The following is a 17,874-nucleotide window of genomic DNA, read 5'->3' as shown; positions in this document are numbered from 1 at the left end:
CCACGACTTGCCTTCGTCCCGCAAGGAAGACGTGGATGGTCTGCCTCCGCAGACCATGACGTTGTGGTTTTGAGGATCAACGATGCCGCTGATCGATCATGTCGTCGTCCTCATGCTCGAAAACCGGTCCTTCGATTCCATGCTGGGCTGGCTCTATCCGGACCGGCCCGATTTCGACGGGCTGACGGGGCAGGAGGCCAATCCCTGGCATCATGACGGCACGGTGACGATGATCCCGGTCTGGAACGACCCGGGATTAAGCCGCGCCACGGCCAGTGGACCCGACCCCGATCCTGGCGAGCTGTTCCATGACATGGAGGCACAGTTCTTCGGCGCGACCGGCATGACGCCTGACGGGCAGGGACGCGGCGTGCCGACAATGGACGGCTTCGTTGATAACTATATGCGCCAGCCGCGCAGCCCCGATGATGCGGTGCCGGTGCCCGGGACCATCATGCATTGCTTCTCACCCGAGCAAGTGCCGGTCTTGAGCCAATTGGCCAAAGCCTTCGGCGTCTCGGACCGCTGGTTCGCCTCCGCGCCCTGCCAGACCTGGCCCAACCGCTTCTTCACCCATACCGGCACGGCGGGCGGATACGTCAACAACGATCCGCCGCACTTCCCCTACCGGATGCCGAGCCTTTTCGACCGCATGACGGACAAAGGTGCGGATTGGGCGGTCTATTTCCACGATCTGCCGAATACGACGCTGCTCGCCGATCTATGGAAGCGCCTGCCGACGCCGAGCTTCCGGCTGTTCGAGCATGAGTTCGCGCAGGACGTGGCGAGGGGCGATCTGCCGTCCTACAGCTTCATCGAGCCGCGCTACTTCGTCAGTACCTTTCGCGCCAAGGTGCCGAACGATCAGCATCCGCCCACCAATATCATCCATGCCGAGCAGCTTATCGCCGACACCTACAACGCGCTGCGGGCCGGCCCGAACTGGGACAAGACGCTGCTCATCATCGTCTATGACGAGCATGGCGGCACTTATGATCATGTGCCGCCGCCAGCCGCGACACCGCCCGGCGGCCCTTATGGGGACGGCTTCACCTTCAACCGCTTCGGCTGCCGTGTGCCGGCAGTGATCGTCTCACCGCTCATCCCGGCCGGAAGCATCCTCCGCCCGCCCGAGGATGGGGCGCCCTTCGATCACACGACGATCATCAAGACCGTGCAGGAGCTGTTCGACCTCGGCCCGCCGCTGACCGCGCGGGTCGCGGCGGCGCCATCGCTACTGCCGGCTCTGGCGCCGGATGCGCCGCTGAACCTCGGGCCCGAGCGGATCGTGTTCGTGCCGTCGATGGCGACGCCGGAGGAAATCACCCGCTTGCGCAAGACAGATCACAAGAAGGGCTTTCAGCTCAGCATGAGCGGCACCGCGGCGACGGTGCTCGGCACCATCGCCCGTGTCTCCGCCCATTTCCGCCATGGCGTGCGGCGTGGGCGGATGGGCTTCAGGTCGCGGTCGTCACCGCGACGATGAACGGCCAGGCCGCATCCATGCGCGGCGTGCCCTGGCCGGCTTCGCCGGTCAGCACATCCCGCCAGGTGCCGAGGCCCGTCAGGATCGGCGCTGATCCCGCCGGCGGCCGTGTCGGCACGGCGACGGTCAGCATCTCGGTCCCCGAGCGACGGGAGAAGCCGAGCCAGCCTGCGCCGACATCGAGCGGCGTATAGTCGCCGCCCTCGAACACGGCCTTCTTGTCCTGTCGCAAGGCCAGAAGACGATGCGTGACGATCAGCTTGGCTGAGCCTGCATCGTCCGTCTTCAATTCGGGCTTCACCTCGTGGTCTAGAATGGCGCGGCGCACGGCGTAATCGACCGGGCGGCGGTTGTCAGGATCGACGAGGCTGAAATCCCAGAACTCGGTCCCCTGATAGATATCGGGCACGCCAGGCAGCGTGATTTGCAGAATGGTGGCGGCAATCGACGCGATCTGCGCCCAAGGCCCGATGCTTTCGACAAGGGTCGAAAGCTCTGCGCGGAACGCGGAGGCGCTGGAGTCTTCGATCAGGGCGCGTGCAAACTCCTGCACGGCTGCTTCGTAAGTCTCGTTGGGATTGTCCCAGAAGCTGTTGCGCTTCGCTTCGCGCATTGCCTTGGTGAGGTATTCGCTCATCCGCTCGGTGGTGATCGGCCAGGTGCCGATGAGCGTCTGGTAGATCAGCCACTCATCGATCGCATCCGGTTCGTCATCCGCCCGCAGCGGCGCATTCATCGCGTGCCAAGTCTCAAATCGGGATGCCCAATCCTCCGCATGATGCGACAGGGCATTGATTCGCGCCCGCGTGTCGGGACCGCGTTTGGTGTCATGCGTCGCAAGCGGGATGAGGTCCTGCTTCTTCGCCTGCGCGCGCTCCGTATAGATGGCGTGGAACTCGGCCGCATCGCGCCAGGGATGGGTAAGGTCGCCGCCGACTTCATTGACCGATGTCAGCGCCACGCTGCGGTAGAATTCCGTGTCTTCCAGCCCCTTGGCCATCGCCGGGCCGCTGAGTTGCTGGAAGCGGCGCATATACTCATTCGCCGGCGAGCCGGGCACGACCACCGCGAGCTTCTGCACCAGATAGGCCGCTGCCTCGGCGATCCAGGGGTTGGCCCCGGCCTTCACGCGGTCCAATGCCGTTTGCCACAGCGCACGATCGGCCGTGTCGGTCTCGCTGTCCGGTCCATAGCTGCGATAGGCGGTGAAGCGAATGAGCAAGGCTAGCGTCGCTTCCCGCAGCGTCGCCGGACCGAATTCGGCGCCCGACAGATCATGCTCCGTCATGGCAACGGCGAGTTCGGTCAGCTTCTCGACTTCGCCCAGAAAACTCGACCGCAGCATGAAGGATTTCGCGGCTGCGAGGCGGCTTTCCTGGTCGCGGGCGAGGATGCGCTTCTCCACCAGATAGGCATCGAGGGCGCGCCAGCCGGCAGCGTCCACGAACAGACCATTGATATCGTTCAATCGCTCATAACCTGTGGTGCCGGTGATCGGCCAAGGCCGCAGTGGCTCATCCCGCTCCAGAATCTTCTCGACGAGCAGAATCGCATGCGGACCCGCCTCTTTCCGCAGCCGGGCGCAATAGGCGGTGGGATCGGCGAGGCCATCGACGTGATCGACCCGCAGCCCGTCGATCAGCCCTTCGCGCAGCAGCTTGAAGGGCACGGCGTGGATGAGGTCGAAGACGGCCGGATCCTCGACGCGCACGCCGACCAGGCCGGTGATGTTGAAGAAGCGGCGATAGGTCAGTCGGTCGCTCTCGGCGCGCCAATTCACCGCGCGCCAATGCTGCCGTCGCAGGATGGCGCCGATGTCCATGCGGGCGAGCGCCGCCTCGATCAGGGCGCGATGTTTCTCGCCAACGGCCTTCAACCCTTGGCGGGCCGCCTGGACTTCCGCCTGCGTCAGGGTGCGGCTTTCGCCGAGGCGTTGCCAACGCTGCGCAAGGCCATGCAGCGTGCCCTCATCGGCGGCGTCCGCCACTTGCAGTACCGCCGCGACGCTGTCGGGGCGGAGTGGCCAGGTATTGTCAAAATAGGCGGCCAGCAGACGCCCTTGCTCCCAATCCGCCTTGAGCGTGATCTCTCCGGCCGCGAGGGCCGCCGGCATGGTCTGGCCGAGCGTCGGGATGATCACCGGTCCCTTCGCCCAGTCGATGTCGAAGACCGCCCCGGCGGGACCGGAGGCGCCGAATTCCAATGCCTCCATCCACAGCGGATTGGTGCTGTCGACCGCGAGATGGTTGGGCACGATATCGATGATGACGCCCAGGCCGGCGGCGCGGCAGGCCTCCGCGAGGGAGCGGAAGCCGTCTTCTCCACCGAGTTCCGGATCGATGACGCTGGGGTCGGTGCCGTCATAGCCATGGGTCGAGCCGGCGCGCGACGTCAGGATGGGCGAGGCGTAGAGATGGCTGATGCCGAGCTTGGCGAGGTAGGGCACCTGCGCCTCGGCGTCCTTGAACGTGAAGTCCTTGTGGAATTGAAACCGGTAGGTCGCCAGGAAGGGCACGGCCATGGGCGGACACTCGCTGCTTGCTCGATGAACGCGGAGAAACCCACGCACGCCATATCTGGGGGCACGACGCCCATGATCCAGGCGCCCTTCGCATCGATGAACGCGCATCATCACGCAACCGCAGCAAAAGCCCCTTTTAATATCGCGCTATCGTGCGCAAGCTGCGGTCTTGGCGATCGTCAGCGAACAAAATGACCGGCGACCGCCGCGCCCGGTTGCCGACCGTCGCACCGGACCGGCTCCAGGGCTGACGTATCATGAGGAGAGTCCACGATGCTCGAAGATGAACCCGTGCCGACCCCAGGAACCGAGGTGACCGTGCCCGAGGATGAGAGTCCGGCAGCGGCTCAGGCGCGCGAAGTGGTCGCCATGCGCGAGAGCATCCTGCGCAAGCTCTACTATCAGGTCGGCAAAAACCGGATCGCCGCCAATAACCGTGATTGGTATGTGTCCGTCGCCCTCGCCGTGCGCGATCGGGTGGTCGATGGCTGGCATCGCAGCACCGATAAGGCGTATGCCTCCGGCGCCAAGCGCGTCTATTACATGTCCCTCGAATTCCTCATCGGCCGCCAGTTGCGGGACGATCTCTCCAACCTCGGCCTGTATGAGGTCGCGAAGCTCGCGCTCGACGAACTCGGGGTCGATTTCAACGCCATCCGCGCGATGGAGCCGGATGCAGCGCTCGGCAATGGCGGCCTCGGCCGGCTCGCGGCCTGCTACCTCGAAAGCATGTCGAGCCTCGCGATCCCGGCCTTCGGCTATGGCATCCGCTACGACCATGGGTTGTTCCGCCAGATCGTCAAAAACGGGTTTCAACAAGAATATCCGGAAGACTGGCTCGCCCTCGCGAACCCATGGCAGTTCGAGCGTGCCGAGATCACGTATGACATCGGTTTCGGCGGCGCGGTCGATTCCGTGGATCAGTCGGATTCGATGGTCCAATACGTGTGGCACCCCGCCGAGCGCGTCTCCGCCATCGCCTATGACATCCCGATCGTCGGCTGGCACGGGCGGCATGTGAACACGCTGCGCCTGTGGTCCGCGCGGGCGATCGATCCCATTCGCCTCGATGCCTTCAACCTCGGCGACCATGTCGGCGCGATCAGTGAGCGCGCGCGCGTGGAAGCCATTTCCCGCGTGCTCTACCCGAGTGATGAGACGCCGGCCGGGCAGGAGCTGCGCCTGCGGCAGGAATATTTCTTCGTCGCGGCGTCCTTGCAGGACATGGTTCGCCGCCACATGAAATCCTTCGGCGATCTGGACAGTTTGCCGGATAAGGCGGCGATCCAGCTCAACGACACCCATCCGTCCATCGCCGTGGTCGAGCTGATGCGCATCCTCGTCGATATTCACAACAAGCCGTGGGAAGCCGCCTGGGACATCGTCAACCGCACCTTCTGCTACACCAACCACACCTTGCTGCCTGAGGCATTGGAGAGCTGGCCGGTATCGCTGATGGAGCGGCTGCTGCCCCGCCATATGCAGATCATTTACATGATCAACGTGATGCATCTGGACAATGTGAAGCAGAAGCACCCCGAGGATACGGCGTTGCTATCGACGCTATCGCTGGTCGATGAAACCCATGGCCGCCGCGTGCGCATGGGCCATTTGGCCTTCCTCGGGTCGCACAGCATCAACGGCGTGTCCGCGCTGCATACCGAACTCATGAAACAGACCGTGTTTCATGAGTTCCATGAAATGTTTCCCACTCGCATCAATAATAAAACGAACGGGATCACCTTTCGGCGGTGGCTGTATCAGTGCAATCCCGCCCTGACCGCGCTTCTGGTCGATGCCGTCGGCCCGACGATCCTGGACGACGAGACCATGTTCACCAAGCTCAAGCCGCTCGCCGATGATGCGGCGTTCCAGGATCGCTTCGCCCTGGTGAAGACCGACAACAAGGTGGCCTTGGCCAAGTTGGTGCGCGACCAGCTTCAGGTGCGCCTCGATCCCAGTGCGATGTTCGATATCCAGATCAAGCGCATCCATGAATACAAGCGGCAGTTGCTGAACATTCTGGAGACGATCGCGCTCTATAACGCCATCCGCGCGCAGCCGATGCGGGACTGGACGCCGCGCGTGAAGATCTTCGCAGGCAAGGCGGCGCCGAGCTACCATCGCGCCAAGCTCATCATCAAGCTGGCGCATGATGTGGCGCGCGTCATCAACAGCGACCCTACGCTGCGCGACGCCCTGAAGGTCGTGTTCCTGCCAAACTACAATGTCAGCCTTGCGGAGGTCATTATTCCGGCCGCCGATCTGTCTGAGCAGATTTCCACGGCCGGTATGGAAGCGTCGGGCACCGGCAATATGAAGCTCGGCCTCAATGGTGCTTTGACGATCGGCACGCTGGATGGCGCCAATGTCGAAATGCTGGAACGGGTCGGCAACGACAATATGTTCATCTTCGGAATGACGGCGGCGGAGGTGGATGCGCGGCGACGGCAGACGATTGATTCCTCGGACTTCATCGCCAAATCAGTTGTCTTGTCCGAGGTTCTGACCGCGGTCGAGCACGGCAATTTCAGCCCGGACGAGCCGGGCCGGTATCGCGAGTTGATCCAGGCGATCCGCTACCACGACTACTTCCTGGTCTGCGCGGATTTCGATGCCTATTACGCCTGTCAGCGTGACGTGGCGGCGAAGTGGCGCAAGCCCGCCGAGTGGCGGCGCTCGGCCGTTTTGAACACTGCCGGAATGGGCTGGTTCTCCTCGGACCGGGCCATCCGGGAATACGCAACTGAACTATGGAACGTGCCCACATGGCCGGATCGGTAAGCAGAGGCCACACCGGGGAGAGAGGGCTTCGGCGCGTCAATGATTGGCGCGTGCCGGAGCCGGATATGAACGCGATCATCGCCGCGCGTCATGGCGATCCCTTCGGCATTCTCGGCGTTCATAGGACGGATGCCGGGATCGCGGTGCGCGCCTTCGTGCCGCATGCTGACACACTTGATGTCCTATCAACTGGGGGCGATGTCCTCGCAGGCCTGACGAAGAAGCACGAATACGGCTTCTTCGAGGGGCTGGTGCCGGATCTCGAACTGGGTGCCCTCTATAAGCTGCGGGCCCGCAATGGCGGCGGCGCGTGGGAGATCTACGATCCTTATCGCTTCGCGCCCGTGCTTGGACCGCTCGACGATTATCTGCTCGCCGAAGGCACCCATCAGCGCGTCTATGAGCGGCTGGGCGCGCATTTACTGACCCATGAAGGCGTCGCGGGCGTCCATTTCGCCGTCTGGGCGCCCAATGCCCAGCGCGTCGCCGTGGTCGGCGATTTCAACGGTTGGGACGGCCGGCGCCACCAGATGCGCAAGCGCGTCGGCGTCGGTGTGTGGGAGATTTTCGCACCGGAATTGGGGGAAGGTGCGGCCTATAAATATGAGATCGTGGGGCCGGGTGGCGAGTTGCTGCCCCTCAAGGCCGACCCGATCGGCTTCTCGGCGGAGATGCGGCCCGCCAATTCCTCCGTCACCGCGCGCGTTGACAATTTCGTCTGGGATGACGGCGCTCATCTCGCGGCCCGCGCCCAGGGCGACCCCCGACGCAAGCCGATGTCCATCTATGAAGTGCATCTCGGCTCCTGGCAGCGCGGGGAGGGCGGGCGATTCCTGACCTATGACGAGATTGCCGATCGGCTGATCCCCTATGTCTGCGACCTCGGCTTCACTCATATCGAGCTGATGCCGATCACCGAGCATCCCCTCGACATTTCCTGGGGGTATCAGCCCGTCGGCCTCTTCGCGCCGACGCGCCGCTTCGGCGATCCGGCCGGCTTCGCGCGCTTCATGGACCTCGCCCATCGCGCCGGCCTCAGCGTATTGCTGGACTGGGTGCCCGCGCATTTTCCGACCGATCTTCATGGCCTGGCGCGCTTCGACGGCACCGCCCTCTATGAGCACGAGGATCCGCGCCGGGGCTTTCACCCCGATTGGAACACGGCAATCTACAATTTCAGCCGGCATGAGGTGTCCGCCACCCTGGTGTCGAACGCCATGTATTGGTTCGACGTCTATCATCTCGATGGGCTGCGCGTAGATGCCGTGGCCTCGATGCTCTACCTCGATTATTCGCGCAAAGCGGGCGAGTGGATCCCCAATGAGGATGGCTCCCGCGAGAACCGGGAATCGGTCGCCTTCCTGCGCCGGGTCAACCAGCTTTCCTATTCGGTCCATCCGGGCACAACGATGATCGCTGAGGAATCAACCGCCTGGCCGGGCGTTTCTGCGCCGACCTATGTCGGCGGCCTCGGCTTCGGCTTCAAATGGAACATGGGGTGGATGCACGACACCCTGGACTACATGGCCCTGGAGCCGATCTACCGGCAGTGGCACCACAACCGCATGACCTTCGGGCAGGTCTATGCCTATACCGAAAACTTCGTGCTGCCGCTGTCGCATGATGAAGTGGTGCATGGCAAAGGCTCGATCCTCGGCAAGATGCCGGGCGACGAATGGCAGCGCTTCGCCAATCTGCGCGCCTATTACGGCTTCATGTGGGCCCAGCCCGGCAAGAAGCTGCTGTTCATGGGCCAGGAATTCGCCCAGGCGCGGGAATGGAATGCCGAGGCCGCGCTCGACTGGTGGCTGCTCGACACGCCGTTCCATGCGGGCGTCAAACGCCTCGTCAGCCGCCTCAACCATGTCTATCGCCACCATCTCGCCATGCACCGGCGGGATTGCGAGCCTGAGGGCTTTCGCTGGATCGTGGGCGATGACAGCGCACAGTCGGTCTTCGCGTGGTTGCGCTTGGGGGGCAGCGATGACCAGTCACCGCCGCCGATCGCCGTGGTCGCCCATTTCACCCCTGTTGTGCGTCATGGGTACAGGATCGGCCTGCCGCAAGCCGGGCGGTGGCGCGAGATTCTGAATACCGATGCAGCGGAATTCGGGGGCGGCAATATCGGAAATAGTGGCTATATCTGGGCAGAGGATGTGCCGAGCCATGGCTTGCCCGCTTCCGCTTCGATTACCATTCCGCCGCTCGGGACAGTTTATTTCGAATATGATCCAGAATAATATCTCCCTATCGATGACGTGCTGCCTGTGACGCCGATCGCGGTACTGTCGGTCGTTTCCGAGATATTTCCCCTCATCAAGACGGGCGGCCTTGCGGATGTGGCCGGGTCCCTTCCGGCATTCCTAAAGCCCGAGGGCATTGCCATCACAACGCTGGTGCCGGGCTATCCCGCCGTCCTCGCCAAGATCAAGGACGTCGTGGCGATCCATCATTTTCCTGACCTGTTCGGCGGCCCCGCCCGCCTGCTGCGCGCGACCGCTGGGTCGCTCGACCTGCTGGTGATCGAGGCGCCGCATTTGTATGACCGTCCCGGCAACCCTTACGTCGGGCCGGACGGTGAGAATTGGCCTGACAACGCCATCCGCTTCGGCGCCCTCAGCGCGGTGGGCGCGGCCTTGGGATTGGGGGAGGTTCCAGCCTATCGGCCGGACGTGGTGCAGGCGCATGATTGGCAGGCCGGGCTAACGCCCGCCTATATGCATTATCGCTCTGACGGCGGCCCGCGCGCGGCCACCATCATGACCATCCATAACCTCGCCTTCCAGGGTCAGTACGGGCCGGAATTCCTCGAACGGCTCGGCCTGCCGCCCCATGCGATGGGTATCGACGGCATCGAGTATTACGGCGGCATCGGATTCCTGAAGGCCGGTTTGCGATTTGCCGACCGTATCACCACCGTCTCCCCCAAATATGCCGAGGAAATCTGCACCATCGAGGGCGGCATGGGCCTGGGCGCCCTGCTGCGGGACCGCATCGGCGATCTCCAGGGCATCTTGAACGGCATCGATGAAACCGTTTGGGACCCTTCGGCCGACAGCCTCATTCCCGGCAAATTCGACCGATTGTCGATCAAGCCGCGTCGCCTGAACAAGCACAGCCTGCAACGTCGCGTGGGTCTGCCCGAGGATACCGAAACGCTGCTGCTCGGCCTGATTAGCCGCCTGACCTGGCAGAAGGGCATCGACATCTTGCTCGAGTCTCTGCCGCTGATCCTGGGCACCGGGGCGCAGGTCGCGATCATCGGAGAAGGCGACCGCGCCACGGAACGCGCCGTGCGTGATGCCGTGGCGGCCTATCCTGGCCGCGTCGGCTGCGTCATTGGCTATGACGAGGAACTCGGCCATCTGATGCAGGCGGGCGCGGACGCGCTGCTGCTGCCGTCCCGCTTCGAGCCCTGCGGCCTGACGCAGCTCTATGCCCTGCGCTACGGCTGCGTGCCCGTCGTCGCCCGCGTCGGCGGCCTGTCCGACACCGTCATCGATGCGAATGAGATGGCGCGGGCCGAAGGCATTGGGACCGGCTTTCAGTTCGCCCCGGCCTCGGTCGAGATGCTGGAATCCACCGTGCTGCGCGTGGCTGCCTTGTGGAAGAAGCCGGCCTTGTGGCGCCGCATCCAGCGCAACGGCATGCGCACCGACGTCTCCTGGCGGCGATCCGCCCGGCTTTATGCGGAACTCTATCGCGAGTTGACGATGCCCGAACCCATTCGCCTGTCGTCCGGCCGCGTCGCGTGACTGACGAGCCTGCGTCGGCGGGGCGGCCTGAGCCGCTCGGCGTCTCGTTGGACGGCGACGGCATCAATGTCGCCGTCTTTTCCGCTAATGCCACAGCCATCGAGATTTGCCTGTTCGACGAGACCGGCGATGTCGAGATCGGGCGCGTGCTTTTGCCCGGCCGCACGCATGACATTTTCCATGGTCATGTCGCCGGAGTGAAGGCGGGTGCCCGCTACGGCTTGCGCGCCAGCGGCCCCTGGGCGCCGGAGGCAGGACATCGCTTCAATCACAGCAAGCTGCTGATCGATCCCTATACGACGCTGCTCGATCGGCCCTTCACGCTGCATCCTTCGATGTTCGACTGGCCGCCCGGCACGGCGGCCTATGCGCCACCCAACCAGACCGACAGCGCACCGCATATGCCCAAGGGCATCGTCGAGCCGCCTTACATCGTCGCACCGCCGGCGCCGATGGCCGGCCTCGACGGCGCTGTCGTCTACGAGATGCATGTGCGCGGCTTCTCCAAGCTGTGCGACGCGGTGCCGGAGGCCAAGCGGGGCACCTTCGCGGCGCTCGCCGAGCCGGCGCTGCTGACCTATGTGCGCGACCTGGGTGTCGGCACGGTGGAGGTGATGCCAGCGGCGGCCTGGCTGGATGAGCGGCACCTGCCGCCGCTCGGCCTGACCAATTACTGGGGCTATAATCCGGTCGCCTATTGCGCGCCCGATCCGCGCCTCGCGCCGGGTGGCTTCGCCGAGATCCGGGCCACGACCGATGCCTGGCGCGCCACCGGCATCGCGGCGGTGCTGGACGTCGTCTATAATCACACCGGCGAGGGGGACATCATGGGTCCCACCGTGTCGCTGCGCGGCCTCGACCACGCGACCTATTATCGCCACGACCCCCGCAATCCCGCCGTGATGGTCAATGACACCGGCTGCGGCAATACGCTGGCCGCTGAGCGCCCGATCGTCTTGCGGCTGATCATGGATTCGCTGCGTCTTTGGGCCTTGCGCGGCGGCTTTTCCGGCTTCCGGTTCGACCTGGCGGCGGCGGTCGCGCGCCTGCCGAATGGGTTCGTGCCTGCCGCGCCCTTCCTTCAGGCCATTTCCCAGGATCCGACGCTGCGCGATCTCACCATGATCGCCGAGCCCTGGGACATCGGTCCCGGCGGCTATCAGCTTGGCCATTTCCCGCCGCCTTGGGGCGAGTGGAACGACCGGTTTCGCGACACCATGCGGCGCTTCTGGCGGGGCGATGCCGGCCTGATCGGGGAGGTGGCGACCCGCTTCGCCGGCTCCTCCGACATTTTCGGCACCGGGGCGCATCAACCCTCCCGCAGCATCAACTTCGTCACCGCCCATGACGGCTTTCCCCTGGCGGACCTCGTCTCTTATGCCTCCAAGCATAATGAAGGGAATGGCGAGCACGGCCGGGACGGCAGCGAAGACAATTATTCCTGGAACCATGGCGTCGAGGGGCCGAGCCACGCGCCCGGCGTGCTCGCCGGCCGGCAGGGCGATGTCCGTGCCCTGCTCACGACGCTGCTGCTGTCGCGCGGCACGCCCATGCTCGCGGCGGGGGATGAACTTGGCCGCAGCCAGGGCGGCAACAACAACGCCTATGCGCAGGACACGCCCGTCTCCTGGCTCGATTGGTCGGCGCGCGACACCGGCCTGGAGGCCTTCACCACCCGGCTGATCGCCGCGCGGCGGGCCTGCCCGGTGCTGACCGACCTGTTCCATCTGACTGGCGCTGCCGTTGATGGCACCCTGCGCCCGGACGTGACCTGGCGTCGGCCCGATGCGGCGGTGATGGCCGTCTCCGACTGGACCAATCCCGAGAACCGCACCCTGATCGCCGATCTGTATCGGCCGGCGGACGGCCTTTCCCCCGAAAGCCGAGCCCTCGTCGTTCTGCATGCCGGCTGGGCGCGCTTTACCCTGACGCTGCCCGAGGTGCGGGTGGGTCGCCACTGGCGTCGTGTCATCGATAGCGCGAATCCGACCGGCGATACCGCCGCCGTCGACGACACCATTGATGTGCAGGCACGAGCGGCGCTGCTGTTCATCGAAGAGGCGGCGCCCATCGCCAAAGCGCGGACATCGGCTCCGCCGACCAATACCTCGGCCAAGCTCGCGCGCTTGGCGGAGGCTGCCGGCCTCACCCATGACTGGTGGGACATTACCGGCACCAATCACCTCGTCAGTGACGATAGCAAGCGCGCGCTGCTGGCGGCGATGCAGCTGCCCGCCGGCACCGCCGGCGATATCGAGGAGAGTCTGCACAAGCTATCCGTGCAGACGGTGCTGGCACCGCTGCCACCCAGCCTTGTGGTGGTGGAGGCGCAGCCGATCAGCCTTCCGCTTGGGCCTGCGCTGGGGCGGATGACGCGGCCGATTGTGCTGTCGATCCTGCGCGAGGATGGCAGCCGGGACCGTTTGGTGGTGACGCCCGAAACCGGCGACTTCGCCGTCGTCACAGCGCCAGATGGTCGCACCGCGACGGTGCGCCGCGTGGTGCTGCCGCCGCAGCCACGCGGCCGACACCTGATCACCTGCGAGGATCGCGGCGCGGTCTATCGCTGCCAACTCATCATCGCGCCAGCCCGGTGCTACCTGCCGCCGGAACTGATGGCTGGTGACCGTCGCTTCGGCCTCGCCGCCCATCTCTATACTCTGCGGCGGGCCGGCGATCAGGGCATTGGGGACTTTACGACGCTCGCCCAGGTCGGTGCGGCGACAGCCGCCAAGGGCGGCGCGATCATTGGCCTCAATCCGCTGCACGCGCTTTTCCCGGAAGACCGCAAATACACCAGCCCCTATTCGCCGTCAGACCGCCGCTTCCTTGATCCGATCTACGTGGACGTCACGGCGCTGCCGTACCTCGGCGATCTGCCGCAGGTGCGGGCCGCGCTCGCGACCGAGGAGGCCGCCTTCACGGCGGCCCGGGCGACCGCCGCAGTCGATTACCCGGCTGTCTGGGCGGCGAAACGTCGCGTGCTGAGTGCCGCCGCGCAGGCCATGACCGCGCTGCCGCCGCATCATCCGGCGCGGTTGGCACTCGCGGCCTTCGAACTGGACAAGGGCGAGGCCCTGGCGAGTTTCGCCAATTTCGAGGCGATCAGCGCCGCCTATCCGCACGGCTCCTGGCGCGACTTCCCGGAGGATCTGCGCAAGCCCGATGGCGCGGCGGTGGCGGGCTTCGCCGCCCGTGAATCGCGTGCCGTTCACCTCTCCAGCTTCATGCAATGGGTGGCCGATCAGCAACTCGCGGCGGCGGCGGGCAGCACCCGGCGAGCAGGTCTCGGCCTCGGCTTCTACCGGGATCTGGCGGTCGGCACGGCCCCTCATGGTGCCGAGGCCTGGGCCGAGCAGGATCTGCTCATGACCGGCGTTTCGGTCGGCGCGCCGCCCGATCCCTTTTCGATGGAGGGCCAGAACTGGTCCTTGCCGCCGCCCAATCCCTTGGCGATGGCGGCCGAGGGTTTTGCCGGCTTCGCGGGGCTTTTGCGCGCCAATATGCGTCACGCGGGCGCCTTGCGGATCGACCATGTTCTGGCCCTCAATCGCCTGTTCCTGATCCCCGAAGGTGGTCGCGCGACGGACGGCGCCTATCTCGCCTATCCGTTGCAAGACATGCTGGGCATCACGACGCTTGAAAGCCGGGCCGCCCAATGCATCGTGGTCGGTGAGGATCTCGGCACGGTGCCGGATGGTGTCCGCGAAGCCTTGGCCGCGCGGGCGTTGCTCTCCTACCGCGTGCTCTGGTTCGAGCGGCGGGGCGACCGCTTTTTGCCGCCCTCGGCCTATCCAAACCTCGCCGCTGCCTGTGTTTCCACCCACGATTTGCCGACGCTCGCGGGCTGGTGGCTCGGCGCGGATATCGCCGAGCGGGTCACGCTTGGGCTGTCCACGGAAGCGGGCGCCGTCGCGGCACGGATGGAGCGGCGCATGGAAAAGGGCCATTTGCTGGCGGCGCTGGCGGAAGGCGGATTCGCGACGGGCCATGACGTCGACGCGCCGCTGGACGCGGCGTTGGTGGCGGCGGTCCATGCCTATGTCGCGGCCACGCCTTGCATGCTCGACCTTGTGCAGGCGGACGATCTGGCGGGGGAAACGGCTGCGGTCAACCTGCCCGGAACGGACAAGGAAAGGCCGAACTGGCGCCGCAAGATCGCGATCGAGGCTGAGGGTCTGTGGGCCACTGATGCGGGGGTTGCCATCCTGCGCGCCGTTCAGAACAGAGCGCAGGACACAGCTATTGCAACGGGTTGAAGATCGGTGAAAGTATCAGCATCAGGTTTTCTGTGTGGATCTTGACGCAGACCGCCTCGAGAACCGCTTCGACTGAAAGGCTCAAGATGACGGGACGTCCGTTTGTTGCACCTCTATTAGCCTGGAATTTGGCGATCGGCGCCGCCGCTTTTGCCGTCATCGTCGGGCTTCTGCCAACGGGCGCAAGCGCCCAGGCAATCGGCCCCGTCTTGCCGGGCCTGCCGGCACCGGATGATGGCAGCATCTATACCGTTCGCGTTGAAAACGACACCGTGGCCAATACCGACCGTTACTACACCAGCGGCATTCAGGCCGGTTGGACCGGCCCCACCGGTTTAGTTCCAACTTTCCTCGCCAATGCCGGCCATGCCGTTCTGGGCGTCGGCGACCAGCGCGTCAGCATCGATATTAGCCAGTCGCTCTACACCCCGTCCGACACGCAAATCAGGCCGCCGGATCCTCACGATCGGCCTTACGCTGCGGTCCTCGTCGTTACCGGTCAGTTGATCCAGGACACCGATCTCACGCGAACGCGGATTGGCGCTCAGCTCGGCGTGCTCGGGCCGGATGCGGGTGGCGAATTGGTGCAGAATAGTTTCCACACGATCATCGGTGATACGGAGAACAAGGGCTGGGGCTATCAGCTCGACAACCGGCCGATCGTAAACTTTTTCGCGGACCGGACGTGGCGGATTCCGGTGGTGAACCTCGTCAGCCTGCCCTTCATCGCGCCGTCACCGGTCGGGATCGACATCCTGCCTGACGCGACAGCCTTCGTGGGCACGGAGATGATTTACGCCCAGGCCGGCGCGACGCTGCGAATCGGGCAAGGGCTCGACAATGATTTTGGCGTGGCGCGCATTATGCCCGGAACCAGTGGCGGCGATGCCTATGATCAGTCGCCGGGCCTGACCTGGTATGCTTTCGGCGGCGCGGACGGAAAGGTGGTTGCCTATAACACGTTGTTGGAGGGCAATTCCTTCTCCAACACAGGCCCGAGCGTGACCGAGAAGCCTGTGGTCGCCGAGTTCGACGTTGGCCTTGCCGCCATCTATCACGGCGTGAAGATCAGCTACACGCAGGTCTGGCAGACCCATGAGTTCGACGGTCAGCAAGGCGGCTTGTTCGAGTTCGGGTCTTTGGCCGTGTCGGCGCGGTTCTAGACGGCGGAAGACGCTCCGCTTTCCGCCCTACACCACGCATCGTAGGGCGGAAAAGCGCAGCGCATTCCGCCATGAGCCAGCGTGACGTCTAAGCGCAGACGGATTCGGACGTTGGATGCGCCGCCTCGATCAGCTGGCGAACCACCTCCTGGAACATCGGCACGGTCAATCGCCCCGTGTTCGTATTGTATCGGGACACATGATAGCTGTCGCACAGGATCAGCCCGTCCGGCAGGGCATGGACAGCGCCATGGCGGAACCGCACATGGCTCTGCGGAATGCCGCAGGCCCGCAGCACGGCAGCATGAGCGAGGACGCCGAGCGCCAGGGCGACCCGCAGGTTGGGCATCTGCTGCAATTCCTGCGTCAGGAAGCGATTGCAAATGGCGGTCTCGGCGGGCGTCGGCAGGTTGGCGGGGGGCACGCACCGCACGGCGTTCACGATCCGGCAGCCGTCCAGCTCAAGCCCGTCATCCGGTCGGGCGTCGAAGGTGCCGCGCGCCAGCCCATACGCGATCAATGTCTCATAAAGGATGATCCCGGCATGATCGCCGGTGAAGGGCCGGCCGGTACGGTTGGCGCCTTTCACGCCTGGCGCCATGCCGATGATGACGATCGGGGCGTCCATCGGTCCGAAGCTCGGCACCGGTCCATTAAACCAGTCTGGATGCGCCGCTCTATTCGCCGTCCGATACTCGACCAGCCTGGGACAGAGCTGGCAATCATGGTCCGGACCCTGGGGTTCTGTCGCCATTTTTAATATCTCCTAGCCACGCGCGTTTAGCCGGCTTGCACCAAGCCGACCCACAAAGCGTCCGTGCCTGCATACAGGGTCCGTGTTAAGAAACCTCTCATTGTCTTGCATCACGGCCCGCGCTTGGGGCAGGGAGCGCGGATGATCATCATCGCTTTCGGCGCCAATCTGCCCGCGCCTGACGGATCCGCCCCTGCCGAGACCTGTCGGAGGGCTGTGGCGGCATTGGCCCGATTACCTGGCCTGACGCTCGACGCCGTCTCGCCCTTCTACGAGTCGCAGCCGATCCCGGTATCGGACCAGCCACCCTATATCAACGGTGTTGCCGCCCTGTCAGGGGAGATCGATCCGGCACGGCTGCTCGCCCTGCTTCTGGAGATCGAGCACCGCTTCGGCCGCGCCCGCAGCCTCGCCAATGCGGCCCGCAGCCTGGACCTGGATATCATTGCCATGGGCGGCTTGGTCCGGACGGTGCCGGACCCGATTTTGCCCCATCCCAGGGCGCAGGACCGGGCCTTCGTGCTGCGACCTATCGCTGATATCGCGCCAATGTGGCGGCACCCGGTTCTGGGCAAGACGGCTGCGGAACTTCTTGCCGATCTGCCGCCCCAAGCCTTAGGGTTGCATGCGGACTCGGACCCTGGATGACAGCCATGCCGGGTGCCGTCCCGCTCGATCCTTGCGTCCCCCGCCGTGACGGGGTAGTCAGCCCGTTCATCTACTTTTCACGCGGAGATTGAGCGGATGGCGCGTGTCACCGTTGAAGACTGTATCGTTCAGGTCCCCAACCGGTTCGAATTGGTCTTGCTGGCGGCCCAAAGGGCGCGAAATATCGCCCGCGGCGAAGAACTGACCCTTGATCGCGACAACGACAAGAACCCCGTCGTCGCGCTGCGCGAAGTCGCTGAGGAGCGGGTCGATCTCGACCGCCTCGAAGCGGATCTCGTGCGCTCCCTGTCGCGTGCCCCGGAACCGGAGCCCGCCGATGAGGAAGTCATGGACCTGATCCCGACCGACCAGAACATCTTCGGTCTTCAGGATGTCTCGGCCGATGAGGAAACCGCCGCCATGGCGGGTCGCGATGATCCCGGCAATGATATCGAAGCCGCCATCGAGGCCGAGCTCGGCGGTCGCGGCCGGCGATAGACGCGC

Annotated in this window: 10 protein-coding genes; 8 read left to right on the top strand and 2 right to left on the bottom strand. The window is 64.8% G+C overall.

Translation table 11 applies throughout. The features are described 5' to 3' along the window. Nucleotides 1-82: 82 nt before the first annotated feature. Nucleotides 83-1,486 carry an alkaline phosphatase family protein gene (locus QP803_RS13400; protein WP_284943968.1) on the top strand — a complete coding sequence of 468 codons (1,404 nt, stop codon included), beginning with the start codon at nucleotides 83-85 and terminating at the stop codon, nucleotides 1,484-1,486. Here the strand turns inward: QP803_RS13400 and treY are convergent. Beyond that, nucleotides 1,458-4,007, bottom strand: a complete 2,550-nt coding sequence (gene treY / locus QP803_RS13395; RefSeq protein WP_284943967.1) for a malto-oligosyltrehalose synthase — start codon at nucleotides 4,005-4,007, stop codon at nucleotides 1,458-1,460. The genes QP803_RS13400 and treY overlap by 29 nt on opposite strands. A 273-nt stretch (nucleotides 4,008-4,280) precedes the next feature. On the opposite strand from treY, the gene QP803_RS13390 reads away from it, so the two are divergent. The 5 genes from QP803_RS13390 to QP803_RS13370 all read left to right on the top strand — a co-directional run bounded on the left by QP803_RS13390 (nucleotide 4,281) and on the right by QP803_RS13370 (nucleotide 15,968). Further along, nucleotides 4,281-6,791: a glycogen/starch/alpha-glucan phosphorylase gene (locus QP803_RS13390; RefSeq protein ID WP_434082851.1), complete on the top strand. Its 2,511-nt coding sequence runs from the start codon at nucleotides 4,281-4,283 to the stop codon at nucleotides 6,789-6,791. 65 nt (nucleotides 6,792-6,856) lie between these two features. Further along, entirely contained in the window at nucleotides 6,857-9,031 is a 2,175-nt protein-coding gene (gene glgB, locus QP803_RS13385; RefSeq protein ID WP_284943966.1) for a 1,4-alpha-glucan branching protein GlgB, read from the top strand. A 36-nt stretch (nucleotides 9,032-9,067) separates the two neighbouring features. Then, nucleotides 9,068-10,546, top strand: a complete 1,479-nt coding sequence (gene glgA / locus QP803_RS13380; protein ID WP_350356100.1) for a glycogen synthase GlgA — start codon at nucleotides 9,068-9,070, stop codon at nucleotides 10,544-10,546. Next, complete coding sequence (gene glgX / locus QP803_RS13375) at nucleotides 10,543-14,805, top strand: glycogen debranching protein GlgX (protein ID WP_284943964.1); 4,263 nt, start codon at nucleotides 10,543-10,545, stop codon at nucleotides 14,803-14,805. The genes glgA and glgX overlap by 4 nt, the downstream gene beginning before the upstream one ends. A gap of 86 nt (nucleotides 14,806-14,891) precedes the next feature. Next, nucleotides 14,892-15,968: a lipid A deacylase LpxR family protein gene (locus tag QP803_RS13370; protein ID WP_284943963.1), complete on the top strand. Its 1,077-nt coding sequence runs from the start codon at nucleotides 14,892-14,894 to the stop codon at nucleotides 15,966-15,968. 88 nt (nucleotides 15,969-16,056) lie between these two features. Here QP803_RS13370 and QP803_RS13365 read toward each other — a convergent pair whose 3' ends face one another. Beyond that, on the bottom strand, nucleotides 16,057-16,722 hold the full coding sequence (locus tag QP803_RS13365; RefSeq protein WP_284943962.1) for a uracil-DNA glycosylase: 666 nt from the start codon (nucleotides 16,720-16,722) through the stop codon (nucleotides 16,057-16,059). A 141-nt stretch (nucleotides 16,723-16,863) separates the two neighbouring features. Here QP803_RS13365 and folK point away from each other — a divergent pair, with 141 nt between their 5' ends. Beyond that, entirely contained in the window at nucleotides 16,864-17,370 is a 507-nt protein-coding gene (gene folK / locus QP803_RS13360) for a 2-amino-4-hydroxy-6-hydroxymethyldihydropteridine diphosphokinase (RefSeq protein ID WP_284943961.1), read from the top strand. Between the two features lie 96 nt (nucleotides 17,371-17,466). Continuing rightward, nucleotides 17,467-17,868 (top strand): DNA-directed RNA polymerase subunit omega, encoded by a 402-nt coding sequence (gene rpoZ / locus QP803_RS13355; protein WP_284943960.1) that lies wholly within the window; start codon nucleotides 17,467-17,469, stop codon nucleotides 17,866-17,868. Nucleotides 17,869-17,874: the final 6 nt, after the last annotated feature.

It is taken from the genome of Acidisoma sp. PAMC 29798 (genome assembly GCF_030252425.1).
GTDB lineage: Bacteria > Pseudomonadota > Alphaproteobacteria > Acetobacterales > Acetobacteraceae > Acidisoma > Acidisoma cladoniae.
The sequence above is the reverse complement of the archived record's forward strand: the minus strand, read 5'-3'. Positions and strand labels throughout refer to the sequence as shown.